Origin of the sequence: Micromonospora peucetia (assembly GCF_900091625.1) — a bacterium.
Classification (GTDB): domain Bacteria; phylum Actinomycetota; class Actinomycetes; order Mycobacteriales; family Micromonosporaceae; genus Micromonospora; species Micromonospora peucetia.
Genome location: NZ_FMIC01000002.1, coordinates 976098 through 989167 on the forward strand (window position 1 = coordinate 976098; position 13070 = coordinate 989167).

Here is a 13070-nt window from a genome sequence, read left to right on the forward strand (position 1 = left end):
GACAAGGGCCCTCCCGCGCCGTTTATTCCTGGCGCGGAAGGGCCCTTGTCGAGCCGTACGGGCGTCAGACCCGCAGGTAGAAGCGGAGCGTGACCCAGGCGGTACCCGCGCTGACCAGACCACCGACGCCGGCCATCAGCGGGAACATCACCAGGATGTCGCCCCAACCGATCGGGGAGAGCAGGCCCTGAAGTGCCTGGAGCGACCCGTCGAACAGCAGGTACTTCGCCGCGACAAGAGCCGCCAGACCGAGCAGCGAGCCGATCAGGCCGGCGACCACGGCCTCCAGCACGAACGGTGCCTGGATGAACCAGTTCGACGCACCGACCAGCTTCATGACCGCGACCTCACGCCGCTTGCTGTACGCGGCCACCTGAATCGTGTTCGCGACCAGGAGCAGCGCGGCGACGGCCATCACGATCGCGGCGGCCAGGGCGATGTTCTGGATCGCGGTGAGGATGTCGAAGATCTTGTCCAGTAGCCGGCTCTGGTCGACGATCTCGTCGACCCCCTCGGTGTCCTTGTACTGGTCGTAGATGCTCTTGTACTGCTCCGGGTTGTTCAGCGTGAGCCGGAACGACTCGGGCAGGCTGTCCGCCTTGACGGCGCTGAGCAGGTCAGGCGCGTCCTGGAACATCTCCTGGAAGCGCTTGTACGCCTCCTCCTTGTCGACGTAGATGACCTCCTTGACCAGCGTGTCGCCCTTCAGCTTCTCCTCCAGGGCGACACGCTGCTCGGGGGTCGCCTCCTGGGTGAGGAAGATCGAGACCTGGATGTTCTTGTAGTAGAGGTCCTTCATGTCGTCGACCTGGCGGTACATGAGACCGCTGGCGCCGAGCATGGTCAGCGAGACCGCCATCGTGATGATCATCGCGATGGTCATGGTCACGTTGCGCCACAGTCCGACCAGTACCTCGGACAGGACGTATTTCACGCGCATCGGGTTTTCCTCCGGCTCTCCGGCATGAGGTGTTCGTCGTCAGGCTGCGCAGGGGTGGCGTCGGCTCAGCCGTAGACGCCGCGGGCCTGGTCGCGCACGATGCGGCCACTCTCGATTTCGATGACGCGGCGACGCATCTGGTTCACGATGTTGGAGTCGTGCGTGACCATCACGACGGTCGTGCCGGTGCGGTTGATCCGGTCCAGCAGGCGCATGATCTCGATCGAGGTGTCCGGGTCCAGGTTTCCGGTCGGCTCGTCCGCCAGCAGGATCAGCGGACGGTTCACGAACGCCCGGGCGACGGCGACCCGCTGCTGCTCACCACCGGAGAGCTCGTGCGGGTAGCGATGCTCCTTGCCGCCGAGCCCGACCAGCTCCAGCACCTCCGGCACGACCCGGCGGGCGACCGCCTTGGTCTTGCCGATCACCTCGAGGGCGAACGCCACGTTCTCGTACGCGGTGCGGTTCGGCAGCAGCCGGAAGTCCTGGAACACGCAGCCGATGGAACGCCGGAAGTGGGGTCGCTTCCAGGAACGCATCGACGTGACGTCCTTGCTGTTGACGACGACCCGGCCCTTGTTGGGGGCGACCTCGTGCAGCAGCAACTTGATGATGGTGGACTTGCCGGAGCCGGATGGACCGATGAAGAAGACGAACTCACCCTTCTCGATCGAGACGGACACGTTGTCGAGCGAAGGCCGGGACGCCTTCGGGTACGTCTTCGTCACTTGCTCAAGCTGAATCACGGGTGGTGAGTCTACGCGGTGTAACCGGGGAGCCAAGCCCCGCGCCCCGCCGTTGCGCGTCGCGTCTTCCAAATCGGGCGTACCGGAGAGATCGACGGTGCGCTCCGCCCGCAGTCGATCACGCAGCGTCGCCGGAAAGCTGCCGCTGCTTACGCCACCGGATGCCCGCCTGGAGGAACTTGTCCAGGTCGCCGTCGAAGACCGCGGTCGGGTTGCCCGTCTCCTGCTCGGTCCGGAGATCCTTCACCATCTGGTACGGGTGCAGGACGTACGAACGCATCTGGTCGCCCCACGAGCCGGCGGCGTCGGTCTTGAGGCCCTGGAGCTTGGCCTGCTCCTCCTGGCGCTTGCGCTCCAGCAGCCGGGCCTGGAGCACCCGCAGCGCGGACGCCTTGTTCTGCAACTGCGACTTCTCGTTCTGGCAGGTGACCACGATGCCGGTCGGGATGTGCGTGAGCCGCACGGCCGAGTCGGTGGTGTTCACGCTCTGCCCACCCGGACCCGACGAGCGGTAGACGTCGACCCGCATCTCGTTCTCGGGGATCTCGATGCTGTCGGTCTGTTCCACCACCGGCAGCACCTCGACGCCGGCGAAGCTGGTCTGCCGGCGACCCTGGTTGTCGAAGGGGCTGATCCGGACCAGCCGGTGGGTGCCCGACTCGACGCTGAGTGTGCCGTACGCGTAGGGCACCTTGACCGTGAAGGTGGCCGACTTGAGGCCCGCCTCCTCCGCGTAGGAGGTCTCGTAGACCTCCGTCGGGTAGCCGTGCCGCTCCGCCCAACGCAGGTACATCCGCAGCAGCATCTCCGCGAAGTCCGCCGCGTCCACGCCGCCGGCGCCGGCCCGGATGGCGACCAGCGCCTCCCGGGAGTCGTACTCGCCGGAGAGCAGGGTGCGGACCTCCATCTCCTCGATGGCCTTGCCCAGCCCGGAGATCTCCGTCTCGACCTCGGCGAGCACCCCCGGGTCGGACTCCGCCTCGGCCAGTTCCAGCAGCACCTTGGCGTCGTCGAGCCCGGAGCGGAGGCTGCCGAGCTTGCTGATCTCGCCATTGACGTACGACAACTGCGAGGTCACCTGCTGTGCCTTCGCCTGGTCGTCCCACAGGTCGGGCGCGGAGGCCTCCTGCTCCAGGCGGTCCTTCTCCTCGCGCAGCCGGTCGATGTCGAGCACCGCCTCGATGTTGCGCAGGGTGGCGTCGAGGGCCTTGAGCTGTTCGGCGTAATCGGCAGCGGTCACGACAGACAAGGGTACTGCTCGTGCGAGGAGTGAGCTTGGCCGGTCACGAGCCAAAAGATCCAGCCGTGCGAGCAGCGGCTGCGAGCCCGCAGTCACGAGCCAAAAAGATCCAGCCCGTGCGAGCAGCGGGCCTGCGAGCCCCGCAGTCACGAGCCAAAAAGATGCCGCCCGTGCGAGCAGCGGGCCTGCGGGGTGCCGCCGATCAGCCGACCGGGGCGCTCTTCAGCCAGGACAGGGCGGCCTTGTGGTAGGCGACGGCGAACTCCAGCGCGCTGGCGTCGTACGTGTCGCCCTCCTTCTTGGCGTTCTTGACCTGTTCCCGGACCTTGGCCAGGGCCTCGGTGTGGTATTCGTTGGCCGCGGCCTGGAGGTTCTTGAGCTGGCTGGCCGAGTGCAGGTCACCGAAGGCGATCCGCAGGGCGATCGGGTTGCGGATGGTGTCCCGCCCCGGCTCCTCCGCCAGCCAGCGGGAAAATGTCCGTTTTCCCGATGCGGTGATCGCGTACGGCTGGCTGGAGCGCGGGCCGGGCTTGCCCATCCGGACGAAGCCGCGCTCGGCCAGCACCGGCAGCTCGCGGTAGACCTGACTGCGGGTCATCGACCAGTACGGCGCCAGTCGGCGCTCGGCGGCGGCCATCAACTGGCCACCTGTCATGGGGCCCTCGTGGAGCAGCCCGAGCAGGGCCGCCGCCGTTGGGTTGACTCCGGATTCCGCCATGCCCCTCACGCTGCCACTTTGCCGACGCGGCGTCTAGGATTTGGCGTTTTCACCACCCGGTCGGCTTCCTATGTGCACTGTCGGCGCGAGACAGTCCGTCGGGGAGACGGGGGACAGCCCGCGGAGAGGTCACCGTCGGCTACCCAGCTCCCACAGTGAGGAAGGGCCCCTGCCTATCCGAAAACGATAGGCAGGGGCCCTTCCTCACGCCTCAGCTCATGTGGGGGTAGGTGTGGTCGGTCGGCGGGACGAAGGTCTCCTTGATCGTCCGGGGGGACATCCACCGGACGAGGTTGTGCCAGGAGCCGGCCTTGTCGTTGGTGCCGCTGGCCCGGGCGCCCCCGAAGGGCTGCTGCCCGACCACCGCGCCGGTCGGCTTGTCGTTGATGTAGAAGTTGCCGGCGGCGTACCGCATCTTCTCGGCCACCGCCTCGACCACCCGGCGGTCCGTCGCGAAGATCGCCCCGGTCAGGGCATACGGCGCGATCGACTCGGCCTGGCCGACCACGTCGTCGAAACGGCCGTCGTCGAAGACGTGCACGCCGAGGATCGGCCCGAAGTACTCGGTGGTGAATGTCTCGTGCGCCGCGTCGGTGCACTCGAAGAGGGTTGGCCGGACGAACCAGCCGACGGAGTCGTCGGCGGTGCCGCCGGCGAGGACCCGGCAGGCGTCGTCGCCGGAGATCAGCTCCAGCGCGGCCGTGTGCCGGTCGAACGCCCTGGCGTCGATCACCGCGCCGCCGAAGTTGCCGAAGTCGGTGACGTCGCCGTAGGTGAGGGACTCCGCGGTGGCGGCCAGCCGGTCGCGCAACCCACCCTCCCACAGCGAGCGCGGGACGTACGCCCGGGACGCCGCCGAGCACTTCTGGCCCTGGTATTCGTAGGCGCCGCGGATCAGGGCGGTGTGCAGGGCGTCGACGTCGGCGCTGGAGTGCGCGACGACGAAGTCCTTGCCGCCGGTCTCGCCGACCAGCCGGGGGTAGCCCCGATAGCGGGAGATGTTGTCGCCGACGGTCCGCCACAGCTGCTGGAAGACCTTGGTGGAGCCGGTGAAGTGGATGCCTGCCAGGTCCGCGTCGGCGAGCACGACGTCGGAGACCTCCTCGCCGCGCCCGGTGACCATGTTGATCACGCCAGGGGGCAGGCCGGCCGCCTCGAACAGCCGCATGGTGAAGTGCGCGGCGAACTGCTGGGTCGGCCCCGGCTTCCAGACCACCGTGTTGCCGAGCAGGGCCGGCGCCGAGGGCAGGTTGCCGGCGATGGCCGTGAAGTTGAACGGGGTGACCGCGTAGACGAAGCCCTCCAGCGGGCGGTGGTCGAAGCGGTTCCACACCCCCGGCGACGACATCGGCTGCGCCTCCAGCAGCTCCCGCGCGAAGTGCACGTTGAACCGGAGAAAGTCGATGAACTCGCAGGCCGCGTCGATCTCGGCCTGGATCGCCGTCTTCGACTGGCCGAGCATCGTGGCCGCGTTCAGGGTGTCCCGCCAGGGGCCGGCGAGCAGCTCGGCGGCGCGCAGGAAGATCGCGGCGCGCTCCTCGAACGGCAGGGCCCGCCACATCGGGGCCGCGTCCTTGGCGGCCTTCACCGCGGCGCGGGCGTCGTCGTGGGTGGCGTGTGCGGTGACCCCGAGCACGTGCGCGTGCTTGTGCGGCTGCACCACGTCGATCGACTCGCCGCCGGCCATCCGCTGCTCACCGGCGATGGTCATCGGCAGGTCGATCCGCTCGGCGGCCAGCTCGGTCAGCCGCCGCTGGAGCCGTTCCCGGTCGGCACTGCCCGGCTCGTAGTTGCGCACCGGCTCGTTGTGCGGCTCGGGTACGGAGAACACGGCGTCCATCAGGGCTCCTGGCGATCTCGACAGCGGTGGCGAAACCGGCCCCGCGGGCATCGGCCGGACGACCGGTGCCGGGCGCCACGCCGGGTTGACCGGTCGCGGCAGCGGGACCTGCCCCGATTCTTCCACGCCCCACCCCCACCCCCGCTCGCCCACGCATGCCCCTGTCCCCGCTCCTCCCCGCCCCGGTTCGGCGATCAAGAGACGTGCGGCCGGACGTGGCGGGGCTCGTCGACGCAAGGCTCTTGATCGGCAGCCGGAGGGGCGGGCGACGGGGGGTGAGGGTGGTGGACGCGTACGCTGGGTGGCCGGTGAACTGCCGGCCCACCGGGGCCGGGGCGTCGGAGGGAAGACGTTGACATCCTCCCCGTCCTAAAGGACGGGGATTCCCGTGGTTGCCCTCGGGTGTTCCTGCTTCACCGACGGCCGCCCCGAACGGAGGTTCCCCCGTTGAGGTCTTACACCGTCTCCACAGGCGGTCACCGCCAGCCCGGCGGCCAGAATGTTACGGGCGGCGTTGACGTCGCGGTCGTGGACGGTGCCGCACCGGCACGTCCACGACCGTACGTTCAGCGGTATCCGCTCAGCATGGGCACCACACGTCGAGCACAGTCTCGAGCTGGGGAACCAGCGGTCCACGACCACCAGGTTCCGGCCGTACCAGTCGGTCTTGTATTCGAGCAGGGTGCGGAACTGCCGCCAGGCCGCGTCGCTGATCGCGCGAGCCAAGCTGTGGTTCTTGACCATGTTACGGACGGTCAGGTCCTCGATCACGATCGTTTGGGTTTCACGAACGAGTCGAGTGGTCAGTTTGTGCAGGTGATCCCGCCTACGGTCGGCGATGCGGGCGTGGACGCGGGCGACCTTGAGTCGGGCTTTGGCCCGGTTCGCCGAGCCCTTCTCCTTGCGGGCCAGGTCCCGCTGCGCGCGGGCCAGTCGTTCCCGGTCCCGGCGTTCGTGACGCGGGTTGGTGATCTTCTCCCCGGTCGACAGGGTGAGCAGACTGTCCAAGCCAGCGTCGATGCCGACCTGACCGGACGCTGGGGTCTGTTCGATCACGTCGTCGCAGAGCAGCGACACAAACCAGCGCCCGGCCGCGTCCTGCGTCACCGTCACCGTGGACGGGGTCGCGCTGTCGGGCAGCGGACGCGACCACACGATGTCGAGAGGCTGGTCCATTTTCGCCAGGGTGAGCTTGCCGTCACGCCAGCGGAACGCGCTGGTGGTGTACTCCGCCGACCGCCGCGACTTCTTCCTGCTCTTGAACGTCGGATATTTGGCGCGTTTGGCGAAGAAATTGGTGAACGCTGCCTGCAGGTGCCGCAGCGCCTGCTGCAACGGCACGGACGACACCTCGTTGAGGAACGCCAGCCCGTCGGTCTTCTTCCACCCGGTCAGCAGCGCACTCGTCGCGTTGTAGGTGACCCGTTCCTGGCGCAGCGTCCACGCCTCGGTACGCGCCTGCAACGCCATGTTGTAGACCAGCCGGACACACCCGAACGTCCGCGTGAGCTCCGCCGCCTGCGCGTCGCTCGGGTGGAAGCGGTACTTGAACGCCCGCTTCACCGCACGACTGACCATGACTCACAAGCTAGCCGGCCAACAATTGAACCTTGCAGTGACACGCGGCTGGACGCCTATCCGCCTTGCCGGCGGATCGGCTTTTCCTGCCCTGCTCCGCAGGAGTTCCGTTTCCTCTCCGGCCTGAAGGCCGAAGTATCCGCGGAAGGAATCCGATGACCAAGCAGCCCGGCAGCTCCGCAGCCGCGGAGTCGGACCGGTCGACGCCGGCCGGCGACGCGACCGCCCGGCGGGAGGACACGAGCGTCGACGCCATTGCCGAGGCAGCGGGCACAACTGGGAAGGCCGACGCCGGGACCTCGACCGACGCGTACGGCGGGGTGGCTCCGGCGCTCGCGCCCGGGGCGCCGGTCCTCGCGATCCTGGCGCTCGGGTGGCTGGCCGCGATGCTCTGGTCCACCCGCGAGGTGATCAGTTCGGCGGCAGCCGGGCTCACCGCCATCAGCCTCTCCGCGTTCGCCCTGCCGGGGGTGATCTCGGCCGCGCTGGTCTCCGGCGCCGCTTTCGCCCTCTTCGGCGTCGACCTGCTCGCCCGACGGGGCAGTGAGCGGGTCACCCTGCGCTTCGTGGCGGCGATCGGCACCGGGCTGCTCGTCGGGCTCGCCGCCGCGTTCGCGATCAATCTGACGTACGCCGACAACGCGACCACCAACGTGATCGCCGGCACCACCGCCGCCGCGGCGACCATCGGCGGGGCCATCGCCGGCGCCCGTAGCGGGCCCGTGGTCGGGGCGGTGCTGGCCGCCGCCCTCGGCACGCTGATCTTCGTGGTGGCCTTCAGCCAGGCCCGTGACCCGCTCTTCGACCTCTTCGGCGGCGGTGACGGCCAGGAGTCGCTGCTCAGCGCCGCGAAGTGGGTGTCCCGCACCGAGTCGCTGCTCGCCGGCCTGGTGGCCGGGCTGCTGGCCTTCGGGTACCTGGCCCTGGCCCGCCGTCGGGCCGCCCGGCACGACGCTGCGACGCCCGCGCCGCGCTGGCCCACCTACCTGCTGGCCGGGGCCGGACCGGGACTGCTGCTGCTCCTCGCCGAAGTGATCATCCGGGTCGGCGGGCGGTCCCTGCTCGACCTGGCCGGGGCGCTGAGCGAGGCGGACGCGGTTGCCCAGACCTCGCTGGGCACCTCCCGGATCGACAACGGCATCTGGGTGCTCTTCGTCGGCGCGCTGACCGCGATGATCGCCTTCGGCCGCACCCTGGGGCCGGCCCACGCCGACGACGACGAGCCGGTCGAGACCACCCCCACCCGCTGACCTGGACGCCACCCGCCGTCAGGAGCAGACAGCGCCGTCAGGGGCAGACGACGCCTGCGGCGGGTACCGCAACCACCGCCGGCAGGGGGCGCCAGCGGCAGGTCAGGGCGTGGCGCGGAGCAGCAGGTCCAGCTCGGTGACGTCGTACCACTCCAGCTCGTGGTCCTCGGCACCGTCGACCGTGAACTGCGCGTCCGGGTCGCCGGCCAGGGCCTCGCTGACCACCTCCGCCGCGGCGGCGACGTCCTCGACCGCGTCGGTGCCGTCCAGATGGACCGCCGCGACGGCACCGACCGGCACGGGGGCGCTCAGCTCGACCGCACTGGAGCCCAGCTCCCCGTCGCCCCGGCCCACCGCCGACGCGGGCAGGTCCACCGAGACGACGACCCGGCGGCGCGGCGCGTCGGAGTCGGCCCGGAGCAGTTGCAACGCGTCCTGGGCGGCCCGGGTGAAGGCGACGTACTCCAGCTCCTCCTCGTCGCCCTCCGCGTACCACTCCCGCAGCATGGGGGTCACCGCGTGCGCGGCGGCCACCGGCAGCCCGGGGCCGCGCAGGAGGGTCAGCATCGGGACGGTCGCCGGCACGTACACCCGGACAAGCTCCTCGGTCACCGGTCGTCTCCCCCGCTCAGGTCCTTGCGCCGGCCTCCGCCGGTCCCGGCAGATCATGCCCTACGCCGTGACCGTCATACACCGCGCACCTTCTGAGGTGGAAGCATCCCGGGGGTGTGTCGCCGCAGGTCGCGCCCCGGCGGCTGGGCGTACGTCGGCGGTCGGTGGCAAACTGAGCCAAACGACGCCAACCCCGGGGGTTTTCGTGGAGCCGAGGTTCCTGCTGCTCTCCGACGTGGCCACCGAGCTGAACGTGTCGGACTCGCAGGTCTACCACATGGTGCGCAGCGGCGAACTGCCCGCGATCAAGATCGGCGGGCGCGGCCAGTGGCGCGTGGAACGCGGCCGGCTGGAGGAATACATCGACCGCAAGTACGCCGAGACGGCCGAGTGGGTGCGGAGCAACCCCCTGGCCGACCGCGACCCGGAGTAACCGCACCGATCCGCACAGGCATTGACCGAGAGCTCTGCCATGCCCGAGAATGAAGCCTGTCGGAAGCAAACGAAGGCAAACGCAACCTTCTGGGAGGTTCTCGGATGACCGACCCCCGCCGTCCCGGGCCGGCGCGGCCTCCCGTCCGGCTGCGTCCCGCCCCCTCGTTCGAGCCGCCGTTCACCGACGACGACGCCGCCCACTGGCCGGCCCCGGGCCACGCTCAGCTCGCCCTCGACCTGTTCGAGCCGACCCGACGCGAGGCCGACCGGCCGCCCGGCCGACGGCAGGGGCCGGTGCCGACCGGACCCGGTCGCCGCCCCGCCACCGGGCTACCCCCGGAAGCACTCGTGACCGCGACGCCGGAGGCGACCCGGGCCGCGCACCGCTTCGTCTCCACCTGCCTGGAGGTGCTCAACGGCTACCGCCCGCCCGGGCAGCTCAGGCCGCTGCTCGACCCGGCCCGGGCGGCCGGGCTGCTGCCTGAGCTCGCCCGTGCCACCGCCCGCTCCGGGGCGGTCCGCCGCCGGTCGACCCGGCCAGTCGTACGGCTGCGTCGGCTGCGGGTCTGCGAGCCACGCGCCGCCGCCGTCGAGGTGGCCGCAGTGCTCGCCGGCACGGGCGGGCGCACCTGGGCGATGGCGCTGCGCCTGGAGCACCGCCGGGGCAGCTGGCTCTGCACGGCCCTCCAGGTCCTCTGAGACGGAATCGAGCCGCGCCCCGAGGGGCCACGGCTCGACTGCTCCGGCGGGCGCGCCCGCTCAACTACTGGTCACGCGCCGCCGTTGGGCGATCCGTGGCACCGCTTGTACTTCCGGCCGGACCCGCACGGGCACGGCGCGTTGCGGGACGGGCCGTTGCCGGCCTCCGCCTGCCCCGATGCCGGCCGCCGAACGTTGCCGCCCGGGACCCCCGGGCCGCGCAGACCGCTCGCCGGGCGCTGCGGCGCGGCCGGGGCGGTCGTACCCGGCGCGGCCGGCGCGGCCGGGACCGAGCGACCGATACCCAGCGCCGGTGCCTGCTCCTCGGGGCGCTCGACGGCCACCGCGCCGGCACCCGCCTCGCCGTCGATGGTCGGCGCGGAGTATTGCAGACCCTGCTGCTGCGGCGCCCGACCCAGACCCTTGGCTCGGATCTCGACCGGCTTGTCGAGCAGCTGGACCTCCTCGGCCTCGGGCTCCGGCTCGTTGACCTGGACCTCGAGGTTGTAGAGGAAGCCGACCGTCTCCTCCTTGATGCCGTCCATCATGGTGGCGAACATGTCGAAACCCTCGCGCTGGTATTCCACCACCGGGTCGCGCTGGGCGTACGCCCGCAGGCTGATGCCCTCCTGGAGGTAGTCCATCTCGTAGAGGTGCTCGCGCCACTTGCGGTCGATGACCTGGAGCAGGACCATCCGCTCGAGCTGGCGGACGCCCTCCTCGCCGAGCTGCTCCTCGCGCCGGTCGTACGCGGCGTTCGCGTCATCCTTGAGGCGGGAGAGCAGGAAGTCCGCATCCATGCCGGCCCGTGAGCCGCCGGCCTCCTCCTCCAGCTCCTCGATCGTCACGCCCACCGGGTAGAGCTGCTTGAGGTTGGTCCAGAGCTGCTCCAGCTCCCAGTCCTCGCCGTAGCCGTCGGAGGTGGCCCCCCGCACGTACGCGTCGACGACGTCGTCGATCATGTTGCGGACCTGGTCGGAGAGGTCCTCGCCGTTGAGCACCCGCAGGCGCTCGGCGTAGACCACCTGGCGCTGCTTGTTCATGACCTCGTCGTACTTGAGGACGTTCTTGCGGATCTCGGCGTTCTGGCCCTCGATCTGGGCCTGCGCGCTCTTGATCTGCTTGGTGACCATCTTCGATTCGATGGGCACGTCCTCCGGGATGTTGAAGCGCTCCATGACCGCCTCGACCGCGCCGGAGCGGAAGCGCTTCATCAGCTCGTCCTGGAGCGAGAGGTAGAAGCGGGACTCGCCCGGGTCACCCTGCCGACCGGACCGACCGCGCAGCTGGTTGTCGATGCGGCGGGACTCGTGCCGCTCGGTGCCCAGCACGTAGAGGCCACCGGCGCCGGCGACCTCCTCCGCCTCGGTGTCGCAGGCCTGCTTCCACTGGGGCAGGACCTCCTCCATCGCCTTGGCGTACTCCTCTTCCTGCTCGATCGGGTCGAGGCCCCGCTGGCGCAGCTCGTTGGCGGCGAGGAACTCGGCGTTGCCGCCGAGCAGGATGTCCGTGCCACGACCGGCCATGTTGGTGGCGACGGTGACGGCGCCCTTCCGCCCGGCCTGGGCGACGATCTCGGCCTCGCGGGCGTGGAACTTGGCGTTCAGCACGGAGTGCGGGATGCCACGCCGGCGCAGCAGCTGGGAGATGATCTCGGAATTCTCCACCGAGACCGTGCCGACGAGCACCGGTTGACCCATCGCGTGCCGCTCGGCGATGTCCTCCACCACGGCGTTGAACTTGGCCTTCTCGGTCTTGTAGATGACGTCCGGCCGGTCCTGCCGGACCATCGGCCGGTGGGTCGGGATGGTCACCACGCCGACCTTGTAGACCTTGTTGAACTCGCCCGCCTCGGTCTGGGCGGTGCCGGTCATGCCGGAGAGCTTGTCGTAGAGGCGGAAGTAGTTCTGGAGGGTGATGGTGGCCAGCGTCTGGTTCTCCTGCTTGATCTCCACCCCCTCCTTGGCCTCGATCGCCTGGTGCATGCCCTCGTTGTAGCGGCGGCCGTGCAGGATGCGGCCGGTGAACTCGTCGACGATCAGGACCTCGCCGTCGCTGACGATGTAGTCCTTGTCGCGCTTGTAGAGCTCCTTGGCCTTGATGGCGTTGTTGAGGTAGCCCACCAGCGGGGTGTTGACCGACTCGTAGAGGTTGTCGATGCCCAGCCGGTCCTCGACCTTGGCCACGCCGCGCTCGGTGACCGCGATCGTCCGCTTGGCGTAGTCGACCTCGTAGTCGCCCTCGCCGTCCTTGCCGGACTGGAGCCGGGCCACCACGCCCGCGAACTCGCCGTACCAGCGGGCGGAGTGCTCGGCCGGGCCGGAGATGATCAGCGGGGTGCGGGCCTCGTCGATCAGGATCGAGTCGACCTCGTCGACCACGGCGAAGTTGTGGCCGCGCTGGACCAGCTCGTCCCTCGACCACGCCATGTTGTCGCGCAGGTAGTCGAAGCCGAACTCGTTGTTGGTGCCGTAGGTGATGTCGCACTCGTAGGCGGCCCGGTGCTCGGTGGCCGGCCGGTTGGGCAGCACCACGCCGACGGTGAGGCCGAGGAACTCGTGCACCTGCCCCATCCAGGCGGCGTCCCGCTGGGCCAGGTAGTCGTTGACGGTGATGACGTGCACGCCCTCGCCGGAGAGCGCGTTGAGGTAGACCGGCATGACCGAGGTCAGGGTCTTGCCCTCACCGGTCTTCATCTCGGCGATGTTGCCGAAGTGCAGCGCCGCGCCGCCCATCACCTGAACGTCGTACGGACGCTGGCCGAGCACCCGGGCGGCCGCCTCCCGGCACACCGCGAAGGCCTCCGGCAGCAGGTCGTCGAGCGTCTCGCCGTCAGCGAGCCGTTCCTTGAACTGCTCGGTCATGCCGCCCAGCTCGTCATCGGTGAGGTTGACGTAGTCGTCCTCGATCGAGTTGACGGCGGCGGCGATGGCCTTCAGCCGGCGCACCATACGGCCCTCGCCCGCGCGGAGGACCTTTTCCAGAATCGACACGGATCAACGCTCCCCTAGA

At 69.8% G+C, this 13070-nt stretch carries 11 protein-coding genes; 3 read left to right on the forward strand and 8 right to left on the reverse strand.

What is annotated here, in order from left to right; translation table 11 throughout:
* Nucleotides 1-64: 64 nt before the first annotated feature.
* The 6 genes from ftsX to GA0070608_RS04660 form a co-directional block, all read right to left on the reverse strand.
* Entirely contained in the window at nucleotides 65-940 is an 876-nt protein-coding gene (gene ftsX / locus GA0070608_RS04635; protein ID WP_091622231.1) for a permease-like cell division protein FtsX, read from the reverse strand.
* Between the two features lie 65 nt (nucleotides 941-1005).
* Nucleotides 1006-1686, reverse strand: coding sequence for a cell division ATP-binding protein FtsE (ftsE, locus tag GA0070608_RS04640; protein WP_091622236.1), 681 nt, complete (start codon nucleotides 1684-1686; stop codon nucleotides 1006-1008).
* Between the two features lie 118 nt (nucleotides 1687-1804).
* Nucleotides 1805-2926 carry a peptide chain release factor 2 gene (gene prfB, locus GA0070608_RS04645; RefSeq protein ID WP_091622241.1) on the reverse strand — a complete coding sequence of 374 codons (1122 nt, stop codon included), beginning with the start codon at nucleotides 2924-2926 and terminating at the stop codon, nucleotides 1805-1807.
* A gap of 202 nt (nucleotides 2927-3128) precedes the next feature.
* Entirely contained in the window at nucleotides 3129-3644 is a 516-nt protein-coding gene (locus GA0070608_RS04650; protein WP_091622246.1) for a PadR family transcriptional regulator, read from the reverse strand.
* A 211-nt stretch (nucleotides 3645-3855) separates the two neighbouring features.
* Entirely contained in the window at nucleotides 3856-5484 is a 1629-nt protein-coding gene (pruA, locus tag GA0070608_RS04655; protein WP_091622249.1) for an L-glutamate gamma-semialdehyde dehydrogenase, read from the reverse strand.
* 369 nt (nucleotides 5485-5853) lie between these two features.
* The gene (locus GA0070608_RS04660) at nucleotides 5854-7062 is read right to left on the reverse strand and encodes an RNA-guided endonuclease InsQ/TnpB family protein (protein WP_091622252.1); all 1209 of its coding nucleotides are present in this window, start codon (nucleotides 7060-7062) and stop codon (nucleotides 5854-5856) included.
* Nucleotides 7063-7217: 155 nt separating this feature from the next.
* On the opposite strand from GA0070608_RS04660, the gene GA0070608_RS04665 reads away from it, so the two are divergent.
* Nucleotides 7218-8312, forward strand: a complete 1095-nt coding sequence (locus tag GA0070608_RS04665; protein WP_091622256.1) for a hypothetical protein — start codon at nucleotides 7218-7220, stop codon at nucleotides 8310-8312.
* 102 nt (nucleotides 8313-8414) lie between these two features.
* Here the strand turns inward: GA0070608_RS04665 and GA0070608_RS04670 are convergent, their stop codons facing one another.
* Complete coding sequence (locus GA0070608_RS04670; RefSeq protein WP_091622259.1) at nucleotides 8415-8924, reverse strand: DUF6912 family protein; 510 nt, start codon at nucleotides 8922-8924, stop codon at nucleotides 8415-8417.
* A gap of 205 nt (nucleotides 8925-9129) precedes the next feature.
* Between GA0070608_RS04670 and GA0070608_RS04675 the strand changes: the two genes are divergently transcribed.
* Both GA0070608_RS04675 and GA0070608_RS04680 read left to right on the forward strand, forming a co-directional pair.
* Complete coding sequence (locus tag GA0070608_RS04675; protein WP_091622263.1) at nucleotides 9130-9357, forward strand: helix-turn-helix transcriptional regulator; 228 nt, start codon at nucleotides 9130-9132, stop codon at nucleotides 9355-9357.
* A gap of 104 nt (nucleotides 9358-9461) precedes the next feature.
* Nucleotides 9462-10058 carry an Rv3235 family protein gene (locus GA0070608_RS04680; protein WP_091622266.1) on the forward strand — a complete coding sequence of 199 codons (597 nt, stop codon included), beginning with the start codon at nucleotides 9462-9464 and terminating at the stop codon, nucleotides 10056-10058.
* Nucleotides 10059-10129: 71 nt separating this feature from the next.
* Here the strand turns inward: GA0070608_RS04680 and secA are convergent, their stop codons facing one another.
* Nucleotides 10130-13051 carry a preprotein translocase subunit SecA gene (secA, locus tag GA0070608_RS04685; protein WP_091622270.1) on the reverse strand — a complete coding sequence of 974 codons (2922 nt, stop codon included), beginning with the start codon at nucleotides 13049-13051 and terminating at the stop codon, nucleotides 10130-10132.
* Between the last annotated feature and the right edge of the window lie 19 nt (nucleotides 13052-13070).